Raw genomic sequence first — 21,180 nt, forward strand, 5'->3', positions numbered from 1 at the left:
TTGAATTGGGTTCGTCTGGTGTGGGCAGACGTCTAGCGGGAGCGTGTGGGGCTGGCTCGACCGGTGATTATGGGGTTTTCTTGTTGCAGGGGCGATGCGGGTTTGGAGCAGAAGCTTGGGGCAAAAGCTACCCCACCTCGGTCCTCCCCTGCACGCAGGGGAGGAAGAAGTGCCGCTACTTGGCGGCTTTGTATTCGTAGTAGCCGTAGGAGTAGTAGCCGGCGGCGCGACGTTCTACGGCATTGAAGATGGCGCCCTTGATATCGACGCCGTTCTGCTGGAAGCGCTGCTTGGCCAGGGCGATTTCGCGCGCCTGGTTCAGGCCGAAGCGCACCACCAGCAAGCTGGTGCCGGCGTGGTGGCCGATCACGGCGGCATCGGTCACCGCGAGGATCGGCGGGGTGTCGACGATGATCAGGTCGTAGATCGGCATCAGCTTGTTGAGCAACGCGGTGAAGTTGGCGTGCATCAGCAGTTCGGACGGGTTCGGCGGGACCTTGCCGCGGGCAATGAAGTGCAGGCTGTCGACGCCTTGCACGGGGCGGATTGCGGCGGGGAGTTCGAGCTGTCCGGTGATCAGCTCGGACAGGCCGTTTTCCGGCTTGCCACCCATCACCTTGTGTTGGCCGCCCTTGCGCATGTCGGCGTCGATCAGCAGCACGCGCTGGCCTGACTGGGCGATCACTGCGGCCAGGTTGGCCGAGACGAAGGTCTTGCCGGCGTTGGGGCTGGAGCCGGAGATCATCAGCAGGTTGTTCTTTGCCTCCAGCCGGGCGAAATGCAGGCTGGTGCGCAGGCTGCGCAACGCTTCGGTGGCAAGGTCCGCCGGGGCACTCACCGCCAGCAAGTGTTGCCTGCCGTTGCTGCCGTGGTGGTGCACGTCCTTCACCGAGATGGCGATTTCCTGCTCGCTCAGCGGGATCGAGGCGTAGACCGGCAAACCCAGTTGCTCGATGGCTGCGGGATCTTCCACGCCGCGGTTGAGCATCTGGCGCAGGAAGATGAAGGCCACGGCGAGGAAGCCGCCGAGGAAGGTGCCGCCCAGCACGATGATGGCTTTCTTCGGCTTCACCGGGTGGCTGGTATCCACCGCCGCCTTGTCGATGATGCGCACGTTGCCGACGGTGCCGGCGCGGGCAATGTCCAGCTGCTGGGCCTGGTTGAGCAGGTTGGTATAGGTCTCGTTGCTGACCTGCACGTCGCGGGTCAGGCGCAGCAGCTCCTGCTGGGTGTCGGGCAGTTCGCCGACCTGCTTCTCCATCGCATCCTTCTGCGCCTGCAGTTGGCCGATCTGCTGCATCAACGCCTTGTAGGCGGGGTGCTCGGGAGTAAAGCGACGCTCGATGTCGGCCTGCTGCATACGCAGCTGCTGGATGCTGGTTTCGATGGCGACGGTCTGGTCCAGCAGGCCCTTGGTCTGCATGGTGATGTCGACCGAGTGCGCCTGGGTCTGGAACGCGTTGAGCGCGGCGGTGGCTTTTTCCAGGTCGCGGCGCACGTTGGGCAGCTGTTCCTTGACGAACTTCAGGCTGTTGGCCGCCTCGGCGGAGTTGCGGTCCACGTTCTGCTTGACGTAGATCTCACTGACCTGATCCAGCAGGTTGGTCGCCAAGGCCGGGTCGGCGTTGTTGTAGGTGAGCGCGAGGATGCCGGAGTCCTTGCCCTGCTCGCTGGCGTTGATGTCCTGCTGCAACTGCGTGATCACGGCCAGATCGCGCTGACGCACCACGTCGAAGCAGGTACCGGGGTTGGCGGCCAGCGCCTTCACCTGGATGGTGACCCCGTGGCCGCTGGCCGGCTGGCCGACCTGGCCGTTGAGCAAGACGTTGCCGTCGTCATCGCGCAGGCTGAAGGCGCCGCTGTTGCCTGCGACCAGGGTGAGCGTCTTGCCTTGCAGGCGGGCGGGCACGTCGAGCTGGAAGATGTCCAGCGCGGCACCGCCCCAGTCGTAGCTGTTCATGCCGAACTTGGGTGGGGCCACGGCCCCCGGCTTGTCCGGCGAATAGCGACGGGCAAGGAAGTTGCCGAACAGCGGAAAGTGGTGCGGCGTGACGCTGATCGCCAGATGCAGGTTGTCGGCGGCGCCGCCGATCACCGTGCGCGAGGTGATCAGCGCGATTTCGGTGGTGGCTTCGGAGCTGGAAGCGCCCAGGGTCTGGGTAAGATCGCTGAGGCCCGGCAGGCTGGGCACCTTCTGCTCCACCTGCACGATCGCATTGGCCTGGTAGATCGGCGTGGCCAGCAGCGCGTAGGCCACGCTGACCACGAAGAACACGCCGGTGACGATGAGGATCAGCCACTTGTGGTCGACCAGGGTGCCGAGCAGTTCGCCCAGATCGATTTCGTCGTCGCTGGACGACGGGGTTTGCGTAGCAGCCATGCAGGAGCTTTCCTAGTCGTTATATATAAGGTGGGTTACAGGTAGCGCAGCCAGCTATCAACACCTTGTGTGATCAAATCGTGTACGTGATCAAACGCAGGGCGTTGCTGGCGGTACGGGTCGGGGATGTCACGTGCCTGTACCCATTTGTCCAGTACGAAGATCTTGCCGCTGGCTTCCGGAGCCAGTCGCACCATCGCGTCGACGTGGCTTTTCTCCATGCCCAGCACCAGGTCGGCTTCGCGCAGCATGGCCGGCGTCAGCTGACGTGCGCGATGGGCCGCGCCGTCGATGCCGTGCTCAGCCATCACCTGCATCGCGGTGGCATCCATCGGATAACCGGTCATGGCGTGCAAACCCGCACTGCTCACTTCGATGTCCTTCGAAACCAGGCGCTCGCGCAACAGATATTCGGCGGTGGGGCTGCGGCAAATGTTGCCAATACAGACGGTCAATATCCGTTTGAACAACTCGATGACTCCTCGATTACCCGGCAAGGTCGCCCGTCGTGCCGGCGCCCCGCGCTCCTCTGGATTGTTGAACACTCCCCCTGGAGCTGCTGATTGGGCATTGCGCAACGTTCCGTGGACATCTCCACAACCGCGACGTATGCACGTTCCCTGACCAGCCCGGCATGATAACCGAAGCCCGGCCAGCTTGGCGGCCTCAGCCTGACTGGTTCATGTATGTACCCCTGCGAAATTGTGGTTATACTCGCCGAGCACGGAATTCACGTCCGCTTGACGCCATATCTCCCGGGGAAATATTCATGAAGAAGATGATCGTTGCGCTTCTGGCGACGGGCCTGATGGGTTCCGCGCTGGCCCAGTCTGCTGATCAGCAGCAGCCCGCCACCCCGCCGCCGGCACCCGCGGTTGCCGGCGCGAAGACCGCCACGACGCAGTCGCTGGGTGAGATGACCCCGTTCTATGTGATCGGTGGCGTGGTTGTCGCAGGCGCCATCGTGGCTGCCTCCAGTGGCGGCAACGACCACAAGACCAGCACACCGCCGCCGACCGGCACCACCGGTACGAACTGAGCGAACGCACCACCTCATTGAAGCCGCGCCCCTTCTGGCGCGGCTTTTTTGTGCGCGCGCCGCGAGGCCTGGGACGCAAGCTTGGGGTTCACTCTTCCCCATACATCTTTCCTTAACCTCGCTTTGGTATGGTTCGGTGACAGGCGGGATCCCGGTGCCGTGGGATAGCCCATGAAAATCATGCTTGCAAGTCTTTTGGCCGCTGGCCTGTTCGTTACGGGAATGGCCCAGGCCGCAGAACCGACGCCGTCGGGCGCCCAGAACCAGAGCCCCTCGCAGACCCCGGCCGTCGCCGGCGCAGCCGCCGCCGGTTCCGCCTCCACCGGTGGCATCACGACGGGCCAGGCCATCGCCGCGGGCATTGCCGTGACTGCCGTGGTCGCCGTCGCCGCAGGAGCGGGCAATGACGACAGCCATGGACATGTTCCCGGCACCGGAGGCACGGGGACGACCGGCACCACGGGAACGACCGGCACCACCGGCACGCATTGACACGTATTTAAGTCGGGCGGCCCTTCCCCGACTTGTCCACTCCTCCTGCGAGCGGCTTTTCTCCCTCCCCTGCCTCGACAGGGGGAGGGCGGGGGTGGGGTGCTCCTGCTCTGCGTTGCTGCCCCTGTCGGCCTTCACCTTCACTACACCAGCCTCCGCGTACATGGTTCCTTCACGACCGCTGGTTATACTGACGGCGCTGTTTTTTCCCGAACACCGGTCACAAGGAGCAACACATGAAAATGATTCTTCCCGCACTTCTGACCGCTGGACTGATGGCTTCCGGCTTGGCCATGGCGGCGCAGCCGCAATCGGACAACGCCCAAAACCCACCGGCCCAGCCAACAGTGGCAGGCGCCAACGCCGCCAGTGTTGCCTCCACGGGCGGCATCACCGCTGGCCAGGTGATCGCGGTGACCATCGCGGTGGTGGCAACCGTCGGCGTGGTGGCTGGCGTGGCTCGCGACGACTCGCATCCGGTGCCTGGTACCACCGGTACCCACTGATATCCTGTGACTGATCTCGAACAAACGTGCCGACTTCGTTCGGCACGTTTGTCGTGTCTGTCGTTCCCTCCGTCGCCTTGAGCCCCCTCCATCGTGAAAACATCACCTGCCCTTCTCCTCGTTGCCTGTGTCGCCCTGTTGAACGGCTGTGCGCTTGCGCCGGGCCAGCACATGTCGACCAGCGAACTCTCCCGCGGCGACACGGTCGACAACAGCCAGGTCGAACTGGTCCCGATCACGCCGAAGCTGATCGCCATGGATCGCGCCAGCGCCCAGGCCACGGCCGTGCCTCCAGCCTTGCTGGCGTACCAGCCGGAGTCGTACCGGATCGGTGCGGGCGACAGCCTGTTCATCACGGTGTGGGAACACCCGGAACTGACCTCACCAGCCGGCCCGCAGCAGGCCACGGTGGCGAATGGCCGTCTGGTGCGCTCGGATGGCACCTTGTTCTACCCCTATGTCGGCACATTGAAGGTGACCGGCATGACGATCGAGGAATTGCGCGAAGCGATCAGCAAGAAGCTGGCCGCTTATGTGGAGAAGCCGCAGGTTGACGTCAGCGTCGTCGGTTATGGCAGCCAGCGCGTGCTGCTGCAGGGTGCGTTCGTGAAGACCGATCCGCAGCCGATCACGGCGGTGCCGTTGACCCTGGCCCAGGTGCTGGGCACGGCCACCATCAATACCGAGCAAGCCAATCTCTCCGGCCTGGTGCTGACCCGCGACGGCCAGGACTACCCGCTGGACCTGGACGCACTGAACAGCGGCGACAAGCTGGCGCAGGACATCTACCTGAAACCGGGCGATCGCCTGTTCCTGCCGTACAACGATCGCCAGGAAGTGTACGTGGTGGGTGAAGTGGTCAGGCCGATGGCGATCAACTTCAAGACGTCCGACCTCAGCCTGACCCAGGCACTGGGACGCGCGGGCGGGCTCAACCCGCTCAGCGCCAAGGGCAAGGCGGTGTACGTGATCCGTGGCGTCAAGGATCTGGAGCAGGCGCCGTCGAAGGTGTTCAGCCTGGACGCACGCTCGCCGGCCGCCTTCGCGTTGGCCGACCAGTTCATGGTGAAGCCCGGCGACGTGGTGTTCGTGGGACCGGCCGGCGTGACCCGCTGGAACCGCTTCTTCAGCCAGTTGCTGCCGTTCTCGGGCCTGATCAATTCGGCGGCCAACGCGAACAAGGATTTCTGAGCGCGGCCGGTTGCGGGATTGCGTAGGGGGGCAATGCCCGCCGTCTTTTCGATACATTGCGATGGGCGGGTGCGGCGGGCAGTACCCGCCCTACGAAGCCATGCCACCCGATCAGGATGAGGACTTCGGCTTGCCACCAGACCAGTTGACGAACAGCGAACGCACCGGCGTGTCGACAGCACATGCCGCTGCCGCGCGTACGTTGCCCGCGTGGTTTTTGCTGCTGGCCTGCCCGCTGCTGCTCGGCCTGCACGGCTGCAGCGAGTTGTCACGATCCTCGATCAAGGCCATGCGGCTTGCCGTGAAGGGCCGGCCGCAGGTGCAGCCGACCGCGGCCGAGGTGGCGGCCAAGCCGTATTTCCAGCTGCAGGCCACCAGTCCGGAAGGCAGCGCGGTGCTGATCCTGGGCAACGTCGACGGCGGACGCCAGGCGTGGTACGGCAATCATGGCGTGGTTGTCTTCATCGAGCACGGCCGTGTGGTGCAGACCACCGGACTGGGACAGGACCTCGACGGCGTGCAGTTGCCTGCCGACGATCCGTTCGCGCGCGGTCTGCAGACGCTCACCGCGCCGCTCAGTTATCGCATGGGCAAGGACTGGTCGCCGGGCTATCGCTACGGCGTGCCGGTCGACGCCACGCTGACACCGGCGGGTCGCGAGCAGATCACGATTCTCGATCAGACCCACGACGTGCTGCGGGTGGACGAGCAGCTCGACGTGCCGTCGCTGCATTACCGCGTCACCAACCACTACTGGGTGGACCCACGCGACGGTTTCATCTGGAAGAGTGACCAGCAGGTGGCGCCCGGATTGAGTCTGCAATTGGTGCAGCTGCGCCCCTACCGCGAGCCGCAGCCATGAACCGCGCATGCTTCGTGCTGCTGATGCTGGCCTGGTCGACGGCGGCCGCCGCCGTGCAGGTCCAGGTGAGCGGCGCCGTGGCGCACCCGGGTCACACGGAACTGAACGACCCTGCCCGCCTCAGCGATGCCGCGATCGCCGCGCAGCCGCTGCCGCAGGCCTACATGAAAGGCACGGCCTGGTTGCGGCCAGGCTTGCTGGCCACGCAGCAGCGCATGAAAGCCGGCGTGCTGTTCGACCTGGCCAGCCTGCAGCAGCGGGCGCTGGCAGGCGACGACCAGGCACTGGCCGCGAGCAGCGCGGCGCTGCGGAGCTGGATCAGCTCGCTGCCGGTGACCGGACGTGAGTCGCCGGCGCTGCTCGATCCACGCGCGGTGGAAGTGAATGCACCGAAGAATCACCTGCTGGCTGCTGGCGACGAGCTGTTCTATCCGCTGCGTCCCGAGGGCATCCGCGTGGTCGGCGCCGTGCAGCAACCCTGCACCTTGCCGCTGGTGCCATTGCAGGATGCGCGGCTTTACGTGGACGCGTGTGCGCTCGGCGACGCCGCGGATCGCGACAACATCTACGTGATCGAGCCGGATGGCCACGTGTTCGTGCAGGGCGTGGCCCTGTGGAATCGCAGCGAGGCGCAGGCACTGGCGCCAGGCGCGGTGATCTACGTGCCGCTGCGCGAAAGCGCCGCCCGCAGGGTGGACGCCACGATGAACCGCGACATCGCCGCGTTCCTGGCAACGCAGGTGTTGCCGGGGCCGGAGAGGTCGCCGTGATGATGGTAGTTCGCGAAGAACACCCCACCTCAGCCCTCCCCTGTCACATAGGGACTTCCTTCGGTCGCAAGCAGGGGAGGGAGAAGAGCCGGAGCGCGCCGCTGCTTGTGCCCCCTCCCCTGCTTGCAGGGGAGGGCCGGGGTGGGGTCGCTCTTGATCTCCTTGCCCGCCTGCACCAGCCCCGGCTCATCGCATCAAACACATCGCACCACCGCACCACGCCACGGACCCCACAGGCTTGAACACCCTCCAGCACATCCGCCGTCAATGCACCTGCCTGCTGCCGCTGGCCGGCTGGTTGCTGACCTGTTCGGTGCACGCGCAGAACGCGCCGACGCAAAGTGACTTCGGCGGCGCCGGCCTGCTGCAGACGCCCACCGCGCGCATGGCCGATGAGGGCGAAGTGGGTTTCACCGCCAGCCGCACCTCGCCGTATACGCGCTACAACTTCACCCTGCAGCCGCTGCCGTGGCTGGAAGGCAGTTTTCGCTACATCAACATCGCCAACCGTCTATACGGGCCGTCAAGCCTGAGCGGCGACCAGAGCCTCAAGGACAAGTCGATCGACGCCAAGGTCCGACTGTGGCGCGAAAGCCATTACCTGCCGGCCGTGTCCGTAGGCATTCGCGACCTCGGCGGCACCGGGCTGTTCTCCAGCGAATACGTGGTGGCCAGCAAGCGCTTCGGACCGATCGACGCCAGCCTGGGCATGGCCTGGGGCTACATGGGCAATCGCGGCGACATCGGCAATCCGTTCTCGATCCTCAGCGACAAGTTCGATACGCGACCCGGACGCGGCAACAATCCCGGCGGCCAGTTCAACAGCCACAATTATTTCCGCGGGCGCGCAGCGCTGTTCGGCGGCATCAGCTACCAGACGCCATGGCAGCCGCTGATCCTGAAGCTCGAATACGAAGGTAACGACTACAAGCACGAACCATCCAGCAACAACCAGCCGCAACGCATGCCGATCAATATCGGCGCGGTCTACCGCCTGAACCGCAATGTCGACTTCAGCCTGGCGCTGGAGCGCGGGCGCGTGGCGATGTTCGGTTTCACCCTGCACACCAACCTCGCCCAGAGCAGCGGCCCCACCAAGCTGCTCGATCCGCCTTTACCCGATCGCGCCGACAAGCCGCCCACGCAAACCCCGCAGCAGGTCGACTGGACGGCCGTGAGCAAGCAGCTGCGCGACAACGCCGGCATCGAGGTGTCGAAGATCAGCCGTCGTGGCCGCGAAGTGGTGGTGACCGGCGAACAGCAGCGCTATTTCTATCCAGCCAAGGCGCTGGGTCGCACCGCGCGCGTGCTGGACAACCAGCTGGCGCCGGGCACCGACTGGTACACCGTGGTGTCCACCCGCGAAGGCCTGCCGATCGTGGCGACCAGCATGCATCGGCAGCGCTTCGACGAACTGCTGAACTACGACATCGACCTGCCCGCCTTCAGCCGCAGCGTCGAGCAGAACCCGCCATTGCCACAGCGTGAGGAGGTGCTGTACCGGGCCGCGCCGAAGAAGTTCAGCGGCAGTCTGGCGGTGGGTTACGCGCAATCGCTGGGCGGCCCGGATGCCTTCATCCTGTATCAGGTGTACGCGAACTACGACGCGAACTTCCACTTCACCCCGAACCTGTGGTGGAGCGGCAACTTCAGCGCCAACCTGCTCAACAACTACGACCACTTCAAGTACGACGCGCCCAGCAACCTGCCGCGCGTGCGCACCTATGTGCGCGAGTACCTGACCAGCTCGCGGCTGACCATGCCTGTCTTCCAGCTCACCGCCAGCCGTCGTCTTGGCACCGATCTGTATGGCCTTCTATACGGCGGCATGCTGGAAAGCATGTACGGCGGCGTGGGCGGCGAAGTGCTGTACCGGCCGATGGGCGAACGCTGGGCGATCGGCGTCGATGCCAACTGGGTGAAGCAGCGCGGCTTCGACCAGGACTTCTCGTTCCGCCGCTACCACGTCGCCACCGGCCACGTGACGGGCTACTTCGACCTGGGCTACAAGGACGTCACCCTGGCGCTCAGCTACGGCCGCTACCTGGCCGGCGACCGTGGCGCCACCATCGACGTGTCGCGCCAGTTCCACAACGGCGTGCGCATGGGCGCGTATGCCACGTTCACCAATGTCTCGGCGAAACAGTTTGGCGAAGGCAGCTTCGACAAGGGCATCTACCTGTCGATCCCGTTCGACCTGATGCTGCCCAGCTCGCACACCAGCAGCGCCAACATCCTGTGGCAGCCCCTGCTGCGCGACGGCGGCGCCCGCCTGGCCAAGCGCTACAACCTCTACGACCTGACCAGCGACCGCGACAGCGACCTGCTGGATGACAACCTGCAGAAGATCACCGAGTAGCCGCCTTGCTCCCTCCCCGCTCGTCCCGCAAGGGGACTCCCTTCGGTCGCAGTGAGGGTTGGGGTGGGGTTCGCTCTTGATCTTGCTTCCTCGCCACCCGGCGCCACCCCCTCCCAACCTCCCCCTGCAAGCAGGGGGAGGAGCGAAGCCGCCTTGCTCCCTCCCCTACGTGTAGGGGAGGGTTGGGGTGGGGTCGCTCTTCCGGCCGACCGCGCTACGCCAGCCTCACCTCGCCCTCTTCCACCTGCACCGCCACCATGCGCAGGTGCTCGCCGCGGCAGGGCCCGGCGATGCACAAGCCATCGCCCTGGTTGAAGGTGGCGCCGTGCACGGCGCAGATCAGGGTGTCGTTCTTCAGCAGGAATTTGCCGGGGGCGTAGTCGAGGCGGCGGCCGGCGTGGGGACAGACGTTGAGATAGCCGTGCACCTGCTCGCCACGACGCAGCAGGATCACGCTTTCCTCGCCGTCAGCCAGGCTGGCGTCCACCGCGGTGGCGCCGCCGTCGGGGATGTCGTCGAGCCGGCACAGGGCCGGTGGTTGCGACAATTCGGCGGGGGTAGGTATATCCATCGGCACTTGCCTCGGGGACCGCATGGCCCCATGGTGGTCGCGTAAGTCGTTGATTTTACCACACGGATTTTTAACACATGCATTTCTCCCTGCCGCCTCTCCGTCGTCCCCGCCACCCGCTGGCGCGCGCCCTCTCGCTGGTGCTGGGCGTGGCCGTGCTCGGTGTGCTGCTGGTATTCGGGCTGGTGGTGGCTGGCGTGCTGCTGGTCGGCGGCATCTTGTTGCTGGCCGTGCGCCAGTGGAAGCAGGGGCGTTCGCCGGTGCAGCGGACGGCGTCGGCTGGGAATGGCCAGCCGGCCGTGCTGGAAGGCGAGTTCGTGGTGATCCGCCAGGGTCGCCCCGTCGCGCATTGATCCTGTAGGAGCGCACCCTGTGCGCGATAGTTTTCCGTCAGGTGACGAAGAGCTATCGCGCACAGGGTGCGCTCCTACGGGTAACACGCGGATAATGCGCCGTCCCCACACGATCCGCCTCCATGCAAGTTACCTCTGCCTCTGACGCGGCCAGGCCGCGCAGCCTGACCGATCCCCGCGTCCTGATTCCGCTGTCGCTGCTGGCGCTGTACGTGATCTGGGGCTCGACCTACCTGGGCATCCGGTTCGCGCTGGAAAGCTACCCGCCGTTCCTGCTGGCCGGCATTCGCTTCCTCGGTGCCGGTGTCGCGTTGTACGGATTCCTGCGCTGGCGCGGCATGGCGGCGCCGACGTCGCTGCAATGGCGCAACGCCACGTTCACCGGTCTGCTGTTGCTCGGCATGGGCAACGGCCTGGTGTGCTTTGCCGAGGAGCGGGTCAGCTCGGGTATCGCCGCGGTGGCAGTGGCCAGCATGCCGCTGTTCGCCGCGCTGTTCACCGGCATGTATGGGCAATGGCCGAACCGGCGCGAGAGCATCGGCCTGGTGATTGGCTTCGTCGGCGTGATCGTGTTGAACCTGGGCAGCAGCCTGTCCGGTTCGCGGCTCGGCGCGATCGCGCTGCTGGTGGCGGCGATGTGCTGGGCGTTCGGTTCGGCCTGGAGCCGTCGACGCGACATGCCGCAAGGCCCGATGAATACCGCCGCTCAGATGCTGACCGCCAGCGTCGCGCTGCTGCTGTTCGGCTTCCTCAGCGGCGAACGCCTGCCGGCGCATCCCACGATGCATGCCACGCTGGCCCTGATCTATCTGGCGGTGTTCGGTTCGATCGTGGCGTTCAGCGCCTACCTGTACGTGCTCAAGCACGCGCGTCCCGCGCTGGCTACCAGCTATGCCTACGTGAATCCACCCGTCGCCGTGCTGCTCGGCATCCTGCTGGCCGGCGAGCAGTTGGGACCGTACGACTTGCTGGGCATGGCGATCATCCTGGGCGGCTTGGTCGTGATCACGCTGGCGAAGCAGAAGAAGCAGGTTGGAGTCGCGGCTTCCACCTGAGCGAGATCAAGAGCGCACCCCCTCCCAACCTCCCCCTGCCATGCAGGGGGAGGAGCGTTGCGCGCTCTGCTCCCTCCCCTGCGAAGTAGGGGAGGGCTGGGGTGGGGTTGCTCTTCGGTCGAGTCAGGCGTGACGATGGACCGATTGCGGAAGGAGCACGACATGAATGCACAACACGATGGCTGGATGGCGCGCGTGGCGCTGCGCAGTGCGGCGTGGGCGGAGCGCTGGTTTCCGGATGCGTGGGTGTTTGCCGCGCTGGGCGTGGTGCTGGTGGCGCTGGCGGCGCTGGCCTTTGGCGCGACACCCGTCGCCGCCGTCGGCGCGTTCGGCGACGGCTTCTGGAGCCTGATCCCGTTCACCATGCAGATGGCCTTCGTGGTGATCGGCGGCTACGTGCTGGCCACCGCGCCGGTGGTGGCGCGTTTCATCGACGTGCTGGCGCGGGCGCCGCGCACGGGGCGCGGCGCGATCGTCTACATCGCCCTGGTCAGCATGCTGGCGTCGCTGCTGAGCTGGGGATTCTCGCTGGTGTTCGGCGGCCTGCTGGTGCGCGCGCTGGCACGGCGCAGCGACCTGCGCATGGATTACCGCGCGGCCGGCGCGGCGGCGTATCTGGGCCTCGGCGCGATCTGGGCGATGGGGCTGTCATCGTCCGCGGCGCAATTGCAGGCGAACCCGGCCAGCATGCCGCCGGGCCTGCTGGCGATCACCGGCGTGCTGCCTTTCAGCCAGACGATTTTCCTGTGGCAGTCGATCGTGCTGACCGCAGTGCTGATCGTGGTGTCGCTGCTGGTGTGCTGGTTCACCGCGCCGTCGGACGCGAACGCACGCACCGCGCAGGACTTCGACGTGGCGGAAAACTCGATCCCGGCGCTGCCGCCGCGAACGCGTCCGGGCGAGTGGCTGGAATACAGCCCGCTGCTGTCGCTGGCGATCGGCCTGCTGGGACTGGGCTGGCTCGGCCACGAGTTCGCCAGCAAGCCGGCGATCAGCGCGATCGCCAACCTCAACACCTACAACTTCCTGTTCCTGACCCTGGGCATCCTGCTGCACTGGCGCCCGCGCAGCTTTCTCGATGCGGTGCATCGCGCCGTGCCCAGCACCGCCGGCGTGCTGATCCAGTTTCCGCTGTACGGCGGCATCGCCGCGCTGCTCACCCATGTGCCCGGCGCGGATGGCGCCACCCTGGCGCACCGCTTGTCGAACCTGTTCGTGCACATCGCCGGCACCGAGAGCTTCCCCGCGGTGATGGGCGCGTACTCGGCGATCCTCGGCTTCTTCGTGCCATCCGGCGGCGGCAAGTGGCTGGTCGAGGCGCCGTACGTGATGCAGGCGGCCAACGACCTGCACGTGCACCTGGGCTGGGCGGTGCAGGTGTACAACGCGGCCGAGGCGCTGCCCAACCTGATCAACCCGTTCTGGATGCTGCCGCTGCTCGGCGTGCTCGGGCTGAAGGCGCGCGACGTGGTCGGCTACACCTTCGTGCAACTGGTGGTACACGTGCCGCTGGTGCTGGGCATGCTATGGCTGCTGGGCATGACGCTGGAGTATGTGCCGCCGGTGATGCCTTAGGAGCGAGGAGCGAGGGAGGAGGAGTGAGGAATGAGAGAAAGCGCGCCGTGCCGACCATGCCCGCTCCTGCCTTCTCTCACTCCTCACTCCTCTCCACTCACTTCTGCCTTCTAGAGCTCGCGCAGCGCCGTGGTGACCGGCAAGCGCGCGGCGCGCATGGCGGGGAACAGGCCGCCGATGAAGCCGATCGCCAGCGCCCATTTCAGGCCGCTCCACAGCAGCGCGGGGGTGACGCTGAACTCGAAGCTGAGCTTGCCCACCGAACCGGCCGCCAGCGTCGACGCGGTATAGCCGTTGAAGATCAGCCACGCCAGGGCGCCGCCGAGCAGGCCGCCGATCAGCGCCAGCAGCATCGTTTCCAGCATGATCGCCACCACCACCGGCGTGCCGCGGAAACCGATCGCACGCAGCGTGGCGATTTCGCGGGCGCGGGCGGCGACGGCGGCGAACATGCAGTTGAGCGCGCCGAAGATCGCACCGATCGCCATGATCACGCCGACCGTGATGCCGATGCCCTGGATCATCTTGCTGGTGCCTTCGGACTGCTTGCTGAAGTAGTCGAGGGTGGTGTCGACGTCGACCTTCAGGCGCGGGTCGGCTTCGAGCGAGGCCTTGAACGCGTCGAAGCCGTTAGGGTCGGCCAGCTTCAGCGTCACCGAGTTGCGGCTGCCGCCGCGGCGATAGGCATCGGCGACCACGTTGGCGTCGGCCCACAGCTCCGAATCCAGCGCATCGCCGGAGGCGAACTGGCCGACCACGGTCCACTGCTGGTTGCCCAGCTTCACCTGGTGGCCGACCTCGAGGCCGGCGAATTCGCGCTGGGCGCCCTGCCCCACCATCAGCTCATGCATGCCCGGCTTGAACTTGCGCCCGGCGACGACCTTGACGTTCGGCCGCACCGTCCATGCCTCGTCGCCGATGCCGCGCAACTGCACGCTGCCGACGTCGTCCTCGGTGCCGCCCTTCAGCTGCAGGTTCGCGGCGACCACGATCTCCGGCGAGGCGATCGGCTTGCCCTGGGCGTCGCGGGCGATGCCGGCGACCTGCGGGATCACCACCACGTTGTCGCGCTCCAGCACCGACATCACTTCCGACGCAGAGGCACCGCGCATCACGATGGCGGTGTCGGTGCTGCCGGTCCTGCGCAGCGTTTCGCTGTAGCCCTCGCCCATCGCCAGCAAGGCCACCAGCACGCCGACCACGCCGGCAATGCCGATCACGATCACCGAGGAGGAACCCAGCCGCTGGCGCAAGGTGCTGACGCCGACCGCCGTGACCGAGGATGCCTGGCGCCCCTGTCGAGTCAACGCCATCCAGAGTGCGAACAGCACCGCCAGCCCCAGCACCGCCGGCCATGGCAGGCGCACCCATATGCCCAGCGTCACCACCAGCGCAACGACCAGGCCCAGGCCGATCATGAAATTTCCGAACTTGTTCATGGTGATCTCCTCAGCGGCCGGCCAGTGCATCGACAATGTTCAGGCGCATCGCGCGCACCGCGGGTATCACCCCCACCACCAGGCCGATGACGGCCATCAGCACGATGCCGAGCACCCAGTTGCCCGCGCCGACCGGTGGCAGGCCGAGCCCGCTGCCGGCCGCCACCGCGGGAATCAGCGCGGTGGCAATGCCCAGCCCGATCACCCCGCCGATCAGCAACAGCAGCACGGATTCGGCCAGGACCATGCCGAGCACGCTGGCGCTGGAGAAGCCGATCGTCTTCAGCACCGCCAGCTCGGACGTCCGTTCGCGCACGGCCATCATCATGGTGTTGCCCGACAGCAGCATCAGGGTGAAGAACACCGCGCCCATGATCGAGCTGACGATCAGGCCGATGTCGGCCAGCTGCTTGATCCAGTTCGCCGTGGCGGCCTGTTCGGTCTGCGTGCGGGTCTCGTGGTCGGAGTTGGCCGAGATCGCATCGATCGCCTTGGCCACGCGGTCGGCCTGGTTCACGTCGCTGACGCGGCTGACGTACCAGCCCACCGAGCCGCGGTTGTAGGGCGTGCTGTCGTCGAAGTATTTCCAGTGCAGCAGGATCAGCTGCTTGAACATGCCGCCGGCGTTCTTGTCCTTCGGGTGCAGGATGCCCACGATGTCGAACGACCAGTTCTTGCTGCCGTCGTGCGTGGGGAAGATGGTGGACTGCAGCGGCAGCTTGTCGCCGACCTTCCAGTGGTACTTCGCCGCGAGATCCTCGCCGACCAGCACGCCGGTGCGGGTCTCGTCGAACGCCTTGCGCTGCGCCGCCGGCACCTCGACCTCGGGGAACAGGTCGATGTAGTTCGGGCTCACCGCGAAGCTGAAGATCTGGTTGTGCGGGTCCTGGTAGGCCCCGCCGAACCAGTTCGCATAGGCCACCGCCTTGACCCCGGGCACCTTGCCGATCGGCAGCTCCAGCGACGACGGCAGAGTCTGGATGAAGGACAGCTTCGAGCCGGTCTGCAGGCGTTCGGCGCCATTGGCGCTCTTGCCCGCCTGGTCGAACGAGGTGCGCACCGCGTCGAGCATGCCGAACAGCAGGAACGCGGCGATGATCGAGACCAAGGTGAGGAAGGTGCGGGTCTTGCGCCGGAACAGCGCGGCCCAGATCAGGTGGAGATATTTCATGACGGAATCCTCTGCGGATCACGGTGCTGCCACGTCGGCACGGCGACGCGGAAGCCGGAGAAGTGCGCGTAAAGCCCACTCCCCTGTTTACAGGGGAGGGTTGGGGTGGGGGCGCTCTTGATCGCAAGGTCAAAAGCCTTACCCCCTCCCAACCTCTCCCTGCAAGCAGGGGGAGGGGCAAAGCCGCTGCGCTCCCTCCCCTGCATCGCAGGGGAGGGCCGGGGTGGGGTCGCTCTTCGCCGCGAGCCCATCACGCCAGCGCCCCCTGCTCGACCAACGTGCCCTTGTCCAGATGCAGCGTATGGCTGGCGTATTCGGCCGCCTTCGGATCATGGGTGACCATCACGATGGTCTTGCCGTGCTCGCGGTTGAGCTGCTGCAGCAGGCCGAGCACGTCTTCGGCGGACTGGCGGTCGAGGTCGCCGGTGGGCTCGTCGCAGACCAGCAGCTCGGGATCGGAGACGATCGCGCGGGCGATCGCCACGCGCTGCTGCTGGCCGCCGGAGAGTTCGCTCGGCTTGTGGCTGGCGCGATCGGCGAGGCCGACCAGTTGCAACGCGATCGCCGCGTTCTTCCGGCGCTGCGACGCCGACAGCTTCGTCAGCAGCAGCGGCAGTTCGACATTGCGCTGTGCCGACAGCATCGGCATCAGGTTGTAGAACTGGAAGATGAAGCCCACGTTCGACGCCCGCCACTTGGCCAGCGCGGCGCCACCGAGCTGATCGATGCGCTGGCCGCCCACGCTGATGCTGCCCGCGCTGGGCGTATCGAGCCCGCCGATCAGGTTGAGCAAGGTGGTCTTGCCGGAACCCGACGGGCCCATCAGGGCCAGGAAGTCGCCCTGGGCGATCGCCAGGTTGACGTGGTGCAACACCTCGACCTTCTGCTTGCCGCGCTCATAGGTCTTGGCCAGGTTCTGGATATCGATCAGGGTGCCCATGCTGTTTCTCCGAAGGCTGCGTGACGGTTGCGGCGGAGGCCGCCGCAAGAGGACATCTGTTCATGACTCATGGCGTGGCGACTTTCGTCTGGACGGCCGAACCGTCGTGCAGGTCGGCTGGCGGCGCCAGCACCACGCTGTCGCCCGGCTTCACCGCCGCCGGCAGCAGGCGCAACTCGCCCCGGGCCTGCGCCGCGGGACTGACGGTGCGCTGGCGCACTGCGCCGCCGTCGACCACGAACACCACACTGCGGCCGTTGCGCTGCACGATCGCCGTGGCCGGCACCAGCACGCCTTGCGGGATCGGCGCGGCGGCATCCGGCCGCTCCTCCAGGAAGGACACCCGCACGCCCATGTCGGGAACCACGCGCGCATCCTTCTGTTCCAGCGCCACGCGCACCTTGATGGTGGCCTTGCCACGGTCGGCGGTGGGCACGATGGCGACCACGCGGGCGGGGATCTTCCAGTCCGGGTAGGCATCCAGCACGGCTTCGGCCGACATGCCCGGCTTGACCCGGCCGATATAGGCCTCGTTGACGTCCACGTCCACTTCCAGCGAACTCATGTCGACGATGGTGCCGACGCCGGTCCGGGTGAAGCCGCCACCGGCGGACAGCGGCGAGATGATCTCGCCGACCTGCGCGTCCTTGGTGGTGACCACGCCGCTGAACGGCGCACGCACCACGCAGTAGTCGAAATTGACCTGGGCCACGGCGGCCTGTGCATCGGCGGACTTGGCCTGCTGCCGCTGCGCGCCGAGCTGGGCACGCAGGCTGTCCACCTGGGTCTGCGCCTGCTCGGCACTCTGCTTCGAGACCAGCCCGCGACCGACCAGCGACTGCAGCCGCCGCGCGTCGGCCACGCCCTGGGCCAGTTGCGCCTGGTACTGGGCGACCTGCGCATGCGCCGCGTCGGCCTGGGCCCGGGCCGCGGCGAGGTTGGCCCGGTAGCCGCTGTCGTCCAGGCGCGCCAGCACCTGGCCCTGCTTCACGTGGTCGCCTTCCTCGATCAGCACCGCGGTCAGGGTGCCGGTGATCTGGGCGGACACGGTGGCCTGGCGACGGGCGGTGACGTAGCCGGTGGCCTGCAGCACGGCGCCGGCGCCGCTGTCCGCACCGGCCGCCACCGCCGTCGCGGTCTGCACCGGCACGGCGCGATGGCCCAGCCAGAACCAGCCGGCACCGCCGAGCAGCACGACCAGGGCCAGCCCGGCGGCCACGATCCACGGCCAGCGGGCGCCGCCACCGCCGTGTTCCTCGCGTTGATGGCGCTCGATGCGCAGTTCCTTCAGCAGCTCGGTGTTGTCCACATCCACTCCCGCGTTCCAGGCCATGTTCCCGATGAGACAAGCTTGAACGACGCGCCGGGGCGTCGCCATGAGCCAGCATCAATCATCGGACGTGACAGCTGTCATCCGCCCCACTGTCTGTCGACGAACGGGACCGTGGCGGATCGACAGCCCGGCACCCGCGCCTGGCTCGCAGCCTGCGCCGACAGGGCCGCCTTTGCTACGCTTGCCGCATGACCTACGCCATCGCCACTCCCGCCGTCCCGAGCCTGCCGATCATCGGCAGCGACCAGCGCTTTCCGGTCCGCCGCGTGTTCTGCATCGGCCGCAACTACGCCGAGCACGCCCGCGAGATGGGCGCGGCGGTGGACAAGTCCGCCCCGATGTTTTTCTGCAAGCCGGCCGACGCGGTGGTCAGCGACGGTGCGGACGTACCGTATCCCTCGATGACAACGGAACTGCACCACGAAGTGGAGATGGTGGTGGCGCTGGCCGGCGGTGGCTGCGACATCGCCCCGGAACAGGCGGGCTCGCTGATCTTCGGCTACGGCGTGGGACTGGACCTGACCCGCCGCGACCTTCAGGCGCAGGCCAAGGCCAAGGGTCACCCGTGGGACGTGGCCAAGGCCTTCGATCATTCCGCGCCGGTGTCGGCGCTGCGCCCGGCAAACGAGGCGGCACTGGACGACGACAGCGTGCTGCGACTCACCGTCAACGGCGAGCTGCGCCAGCAGACCCGGCTGGGCGAGATGGTGCATGGCGTGCCGCAGATCATCGCGGCGCTGTCCACCCTGTTCGAACTGAAGCCCGGCGACCTGATCTTCACCGGCACGCCCGCCGGTGTCGCCGCACTGCAGCGGGGCGACCGCTTCCACGCCGAACTGGTCGGCGTGGCGGAATTGGACGGACGCATCGCCTGATCGCCGCCACCCCTGAGTCCGTCGGGTTGCGCTACATTCGACCAGCCAACCGGCCAAACCAAGGGAGTACCAGACACATGAGCATGCTCAGCGAATTCAAGGCCTTTGCCATGCGTGGCAACGTCATCGACCTGGCGGTCGGTGTGGTCATCGGCGGCGCGTTCGGCAAGATCGTCACTTCCCTGGTCGACCAGATCATCATGCCGCCGATCGGCATGCTCACCGGCGGCATCGACTTCAACGATCTGAAATGGGTGCTCAAGCCCGCCGACGTCAGCGACCCGGCGCACAAGGTGGCCGAGGTGGCGATCCAGTACGGCGCCTTCATCAACACCCTGATCCAGTTCCTCATCATCGCGTTCGCGATCTTCATGGTGGTCAAGGCCATCAACAAGCTCAGCCGCAAGCAGGAAGAGGCACCCGCCGCGCCGCCCGCCGACGTGGCGTTGCTGACCGAGATCCGCGATCTGCTGAAGAATCGGCCGGGTTGACCGGACAAGCGGGAACGGGGAACGGGGTACAAACAGCTTCGTAGGGCGGGCACTGCCCGCCGGCTCCTGCCGACGTGGCCAAGCAAGGGCGGCGGACAATGTCCGCCCTACGGCGCTGCTCCGTTCCTGTTCCCCGTTCCCCAACCATGACTTCTGGCCTAAGCAGCCGGCGGCCACGCCGCCATAATCGGGCTTTCCTCCGCGGAGTCTCCCGATGCGCCGTCTTCCCCTCACCCTGCTCGCCGCCAGCCTGCTGCTGGCCAGCGGCATCGCCAGCGCCGCCAATACCACGATTCCCGCCACGGCCGTAAAGACGGCCGAACAGTTGCGCGACAAGGCGATGCACGATGACACCGGCTACCGCATCGTCACGTCGCTCACCACCGAAGTCGGCCCGCGCCTGGCCGGCAGCGAGGCCGACCAGCGCGGCGTGGACTGGGCGGTGGCCAAGTTCAAGGCGCTGGGCTTCGACAAGGTCTACACCGAGCCGGTGACCTATCCGAAGTGGGTGCGTCGCAGCGAGCACGGCGCGATCGTGTCGCCGTTCCCGCAGCCGATGGTGCTGACCGCGCTGGGCTATTCGCCGGGCACGCCCAAGGGCGGGCTCACCGCGCAGGTCGTGAAGTTCGACAGCCTCGACGCGCTCAAGGCCGCCGACCCGGCCACGATCAAGGGCAGGATCGTGTTCGTCGACTACCGCATGCAGCGCTACCGGGACGGCCACGACTACGGCGTCGGCTCCCCGATCCGCACCCAGGGTCCGGTGATCGCGCAGGCCAAGGGCGCCGTCGGCTACCTGCTGCGCACCGCCGGCACCGACCCGCACAGCCGCACGCCGAACACCGGCGTGACAGGCTTCCGCGATCCGGCCAAGACGATCCCCGCCGCCGCGATATCCAACCCCGACGCCGACCAGCTCGGACGCGTGCTGGCCTACGGCAAGCCGGTGACGGTGAGGCTCGACCTCGACTGCGGCATCGAGGGTGAATACACCGGCGCCAACGTGATCGGCGAGGTCACCGGCGCGAAGCATCCCGACCAGGTGGTCGCGATCGGCGGCCATCTGGATTCGTGGGACCCGGGTACCGGCGCGATCGACGACGCCGCCGGCGTGGCGATCGCGATGGCCGCCGGCAAGCTGATCCACGACCTGCCGCAGCGCCCCGACCGCACGATCCGGGTGATCGCCTTCGCCAACGAGGAAATGGGCCTGTGGGGCGGCCGCGCCTATGCCGAGAAGCACGCGGACGAAGTGGCGAAATTCCAGCTCGGCACCGAATCCGATTTCGGCGCGGGCAAGGTCTGGCGGATGAGCGCCAGCGTCAAGCCCGAAGCGCGCGGCGCCATCGGACAGATCGCCAGGGTGCTGGCGCCGATCGGCGTGACCTACGACGCCAAGCGTCCCGGCGGCGGCGGTTCGGACCTGTCGCAGATGCACGGCAAGGGCATGGCCGCACTGTCGCTGACCCAGGACGGCACGAAGTATTTCGACTGGCACCACACCGCCGCCGACACGCTGGACAAGATCGACCCGAAGGAACTGGCCCAGAACGTGGCGGTCTACGCCGCGTTCTCGTACATGGCCGCCCAGGCGGACGGCGACTTCGGTTCGGCGCCCGGCGCATTCGCGAAAGACGGCGCCGGCGAGTAGCCCTGCCTTGCTCCCTCCCCTGCAACGCAGGGGAGGGCTGGGGTGGGGGTCGCTCTTCCCGCAGGATCAAACATCAAAAGCGAACCCCCTCCCCAACCTCCCCCTGCGTTGCAGGGGAGGGAGCAGG

General features: G+C 66.8%; 20 protein-coding genes. 13 read left to right on the forward strand and 7 right to left on the reverse strand.

Annotated features, from left to right (window positions below):
* Nucleotides 1–175: 175 nt before the first annotated feature.
* Together ASD82_RS13985 and ASD82_RS13990 are read right to left on the reverse strand one after the other, a co-directional pair.
* On the reverse strand, nucleotides 176–2,380 hold the full coding sequence (locus ASD82_RS13985) for a polysaccharide biosynthesis tyrosine autokinase (RefSeq protein ID WP_056718435.1): 2,205 nt from the start codon (nucleotides 2,378–2,380) through the stop codon (nucleotides 176–178).
* A 35-nt stretch (nucleotides 2,381–2,415) separates the two neighbouring features.
* On the reverse strand, nucleotides 2,416–2,850 hold the full coding sequence (locus ASD82_RS13990; RefSeq protein ID WP_056718436.1) for a low molecular weight protein-tyrosine-phosphatase: 435 nt from the start codon (nucleotides 2,848–2,850) through the stop codon (nucleotides 2,416–2,418).
* Between the two features lie 299 nt (nucleotides 2,851–3,149).
* Between ASD82_RS13990 and ASD82_RS13995 the strand changes: the two genes are divergently transcribed.
* From ASD82_RS13995 to ASD82_RS14025, 7 genes are all read left to right on the forward strand, one after another.
* Nucleotides 3,150–3,419, forward strand: coding sequence for a hypothetical protein (locus tag ASD82_RS13995; protein WP_007807155.1), 270 nt, complete (start codon nucleotides 3,150–3,152; stop codon nucleotides 3,417–3,419).
* 171 nt (nucleotides 3,420–3,590) lie between these two features.
* Nucleotides 3,591–3,911, forward strand: a complete 321-nt coding sequence (locus tag ASD82_RS14000; protein ID WP_007807157.1) for a hypothetical protein — start codon at nucleotides 3,591–3,593, stop codon at nucleotides 3,909–3,911.
* A gap of 236 nt (nucleotides 3,912–4,147) precedes the next feature.
* Entirely contained in the window at nucleotides 4,148–4,417 is a 270-nt protein-coding gene (locus ASD82_RS14005; protein WP_007807159.1) for a hypothetical protein, read from the forward strand.
* 171 nt (nucleotides 4,418–4,588) lie between these two features.
* The gene (locus tag ASD82_RS14010) at nucleotides 4,589–5,608 is read left to right on the forward strand and encodes a polysaccharide biosynthesis/export family protein (RefSeq protein ID WP_056718509.1); all 1,020 of its coding nucleotides are present in this window, start codon (nucleotides 4,589–4,591) and stop codon (nucleotides 5,606–5,608) included.
* Between the two features lie 100 nt (nucleotides 5,609–5,708).
* On the forward strand, nucleotides 5,709–6,470 hold the full coding sequence (locus ASD82_RS14015; protein ID WP_235580725.1) for a YjbF family lipoprotein: 762 nt from the start codon (nucleotides 5,709–5,711) through the stop codon (nucleotides 6,468–6,470).
* Complete coding sequence (locus tag ASD82_RS14020) at nucleotides 6,467–7,240, forward strand: capsule biosynthesis GfcC family protein (protein WP_056718438.1); 774 nt, start codon at nucleotides 6,467–6,469, stop codon at nucleotides 7,238–7,240. The genes ASD82_RS14015 and ASD82_RS14020 overlap by 4 nt, the downstream gene beginning before the upstream one ends.
* Before the next feature lie 238 nt (nucleotides 7,241–7,478).
* Nucleotides 7,479–9,599: a YjbH domain-containing protein gene (locus ASD82_RS14025; protein WP_082585365.1), complete on the forward strand. Its 2,121-nt coding sequence runs from the start codon at nucleotides 7,479–7,481 to the stop codon at nucleotides 9,597–9,599.
* 214 nt (nucleotides 9,600–9,813) lie between these two features.
* Here ASD82_RS14025 and ASD82_RS14030 read toward each other — a convergent pair whose 3' ends face one another.
* Complete coding sequence (locus ASD82_RS14030; RefSeq protein ID WP_056718439.1) at nucleotides 9,814–10,170, reverse strand: Rieske (2Fe-2S) protein; 357 nt, start codon at nucleotides 10,168–10,170, stop codon at nucleotides 9,814–9,816.
* Nucleotides 10,171–10,247: 77 nt separating this feature from the next.
* Here ASD82_RS14030 and ASD82_RS14035 point away from each other — a divergent pair, with 77 nt between their 5' ends.
* From ASD82_RS14035 to ASD82_RS14045, 3 genes are all read left to right on the forward strand, one after another.
* Complete coding sequence (locus ASD82_RS14035) at nucleotides 10,248–10,523, forward strand: hypothetical protein (protein ID WP_056718440.1); 276 nt, start codon at nucleotides 10,248–10,250, stop codon at nucleotides 10,521–10,523.
* A 122-nt stretch (nucleotides 10,524–10,645) separates the two neighbouring features.
* On the forward strand, nucleotides 10,646–11,578 hold the full coding sequence (gene yedA, locus ASD82_RS14040; protein ID WP_056718441.1) for a drug/metabolite exporter YedA: 933 nt from the start codon (nucleotides 10,646–10,648) through the stop codon (nucleotides 11,576–11,578).
* Between the two features lie 186 nt (nucleotides 11,579–11,764).
* Entirely contained in the window at nucleotides 11,765–13,153 is a 1,389-nt protein-coding gene (locus ASD82_RS14045; RefSeq protein ID WP_056718511.1) for a TIGR00366 family protein, read from the forward strand.
* A 110-nt stretch (nucleotides 13,154–13,263) separates the two neighbouring features.
* Here ASD82_RS14045 and ASD82_RS14050 read toward each other — a convergent pair whose 3' ends face one another.
* From ASD82_RS14050 to ASD82_RS14065, 4 genes are all read right to left on the reverse strand, one after another.
* The gene (locus ASD82_RS14050; RefSeq protein WP_056718512.1) at nucleotides 13,264–14,592 is read right to left on the reverse strand and encodes an ABC transporter permease; all 1,329 of its coding nucleotides are present in this window, start codon (nucleotides 14,590–14,592) and stop codon (nucleotides 13,264–13,266) included.
* 10 nt (nucleotides 14,593–14,602) lie between these two features.
* The gene (locus ASD82_RS14055; RefSeq protein WP_056718442.1) at nucleotides 14,603–15,763 is read right to left on the reverse strand and encodes an ABC transporter permease; all 1,161 of its coding nucleotides are present in this window, start codon (nucleotides 15,761–15,763) and stop codon (nucleotides 14,603–14,605) included.
* Between the two features lie 250 nt (nucleotides 15,764–16,013).
* Complete coding sequence (locus ASD82_RS14060; RefSeq protein ID WP_056718443.1) at nucleotides 16,014–16,703, reverse strand: ABC transporter ATP-binding protein; 690 nt, start codon at nucleotides 16,701–16,703, stop codon at nucleotides 16,014–16,016.
* 67 nt (nucleotides 16,704–16,770) lie between these two features.
* The gene (locus ASD82_RS14065; protein WP_235580726.1) at nucleotides 16,771–18,012 is read right to left on the reverse strand and encodes an efflux RND transporter periplasmic adaptor subunit; all 1,242 of its coding nucleotides are present in this window, start codon (nucleotides 18,010–18,012) and stop codon (nucleotides 16,771–16,773) included.
* Between the two features lie 212 nt (nucleotides 18,013–18,224).
* Between ASD82_RS14065 and ASD82_RS14070 the strand changes: the two genes are divergently transcribed.
* The 3 genes from ASD82_RS14070 (at nucleotide 18,225) to ASD82_RS14080 (ending at nucleotide 21,053) form a co-directional block, all read left to right on the forward strand.
* Nucleotides 18,225–18,911: a fumarylacetoacetate hydrolase family protein gene (locus ASD82_RS14070; RefSeq protein WP_056718445.1), complete on the forward strand. Its 687-nt coding sequence runs from the start codon at nucleotides 18,225–18,227 to the stop codon at nucleotides 18,909–18,911.
* A gap of 77 nt (nucleotides 18,912–18,988) precedes the next feature.
* Nucleotides 18,989–19,402: a large-conductance mechanosensitive channel protein MscL gene (gene mscL, locus ASD82_RS14075; protein WP_056718446.1), complete on the forward strand. Its 414-nt coding sequence runs from the start codon at nucleotides 18,989–18,991 to the stop codon at nucleotides 19,400–19,402.
* Nucleotides 19,403–19,616: 214 nt separating this feature from the next.
* The gene (locus tag ASD82_RS14080; protein WP_056718447.1) at nucleotides 19,617–21,053 is read left to right on the forward strand and encodes a M20/M25/M40 family metallo-hydrolase; all 1,437 of its coding nucleotides are present in this window, start codon (nucleotides 19,617–19,619) and stop codon (nucleotides 21,051–21,053) included.
* The last annotated feature ends 127 nt before the right edge of the window (nucleotides 21,054–21,180 follow it).

This window comes from Rhodanobacter sp. Root179, assembly GCF_001428465.1.
Taxonomy (GTDB): Bacteria; Pseudomonadota; Gammaproteobacteria; order Xanthomonadales; family Rhodanobacteraceae; genus Rhodanobacter.

Bases quoted from the DNA above. Each gene is read 5' to 3' on its own strand.
- ASD82_RS13985 (WP_056718435.1), bottom strand. From the start codon at position 2,380: ATGGCTGCTACGCAAACCCCGTCGTCCAGCGACGACGAAATCGATCTG.
- ASD82_RS13995 (WP_007807155.1), top strand. From the start codon at position 3,150: ATGAAGAAGATGATCGTTGCGCTTCTGGCGACGGGCCTGATGGGTTCC.
- ASD82_RS14000 (WP_007807157.1), top strand. From the start codon at position 3,591: ATGAAAATCATGCTTGCAAGTCTTTTGGCCGCTGGCCTGTTCGTTACG.
- ASD82_RS14005 (WP_007807159.1), top strand. From the start codon at position 4,148: ATGAAAATGATTCTTCCCGCACTTCTGACCGCTGGACTGATGGCTTCC.
- ASD82_RS14010 (WP_056718509.1), top strand. From the start codon at position 4,589: ATGTCGACCAGCGAACTCTCCCGCGGCGACACGGTCGACAACAGCCAG.
- ASD82_RS14015 (WP_235580725.1), top strand. From the start codon at position 5,709: ATGCCACCCGATCAGGATGAGGACTTCGGCTTGCCACCAGACCAGTTG.
- ASD82_RS14020 (WP_056718438.1), top strand. From the start codon at position 6,467: ATGAACCGCGCATGCTTCGTGCTGCTGATGCTGGCCTGGTCGACGGCG.
- ASD82_RS14030 (WP_056718439.1), bottom strand. From the start codon at position 10,170: ATGGATATACCTACCCCCGCCGAATTGTCGCAACCACCGGCCCTGTGC.
- ASD82_RS14035 (WP_056718440.1), top strand. From the start codon at position 10,248: ATGCATTTCTCCCTGCCGCCTCTCCGTCGTCCCCGCCACCCGCTGGCG.
- yedA (WP_056718441.1), top strand. From the start codon at position 10,646: ATGCAAGTTACCTCTGCCTCTGACGCGGCCAGGCCGCGCAGCCTGACC.
- ASD82_RS14045 (WP_056718511.1), top strand. From the start codon at position 11,765: ATGGCGCGCGTGGCGCTGCGCAGTGCGGCGTGGGCGGAGCGCTGGTTT.
- ASD82_RS14050 (WP_056718512.1), bottom strand. From the start codon at position 14,592: ATGAACAAGTTCGGAAATTTCATGATCGGCCTGGGCCTGGTCGTTGCG.
- ASD82_RS14055 (WP_056718442.1), bottom strand. From the start codon at position 15,763: ATGAAATATCTCCACCTGATCTGGGCCGCGCTGTTCCGGCGCAAGACC.
- ASD82_RS14060 (WP_056718443.1), bottom strand. From the start codon at position 16,703: ATGGGCACCCTGATCGATATCCAGAACCTGGCCAAGACCTATGAGCGC.
- ASD82_RS14070 (WP_056718445.1), top strand. From the start codon at position 18,225: ATGACCTACGCCATCGCCACTCCCGCCGTCCCGAGCCTGCCGATCATC.
- mscL (WP_056718446.1), top strand. From the start codon at position 18,989: ATGAGCATGCTCAGCGAATTCAAGGCCTTTGCCATGCGTGGCAACGTC.
- ASD82_RS14080 (WP_056718447.1), top strand. From the start codon at position 19,617: ATGCGCCGTCTTCCCCTCACCCTGCTCGCCGCCAGCCTGCTGCTGGCC.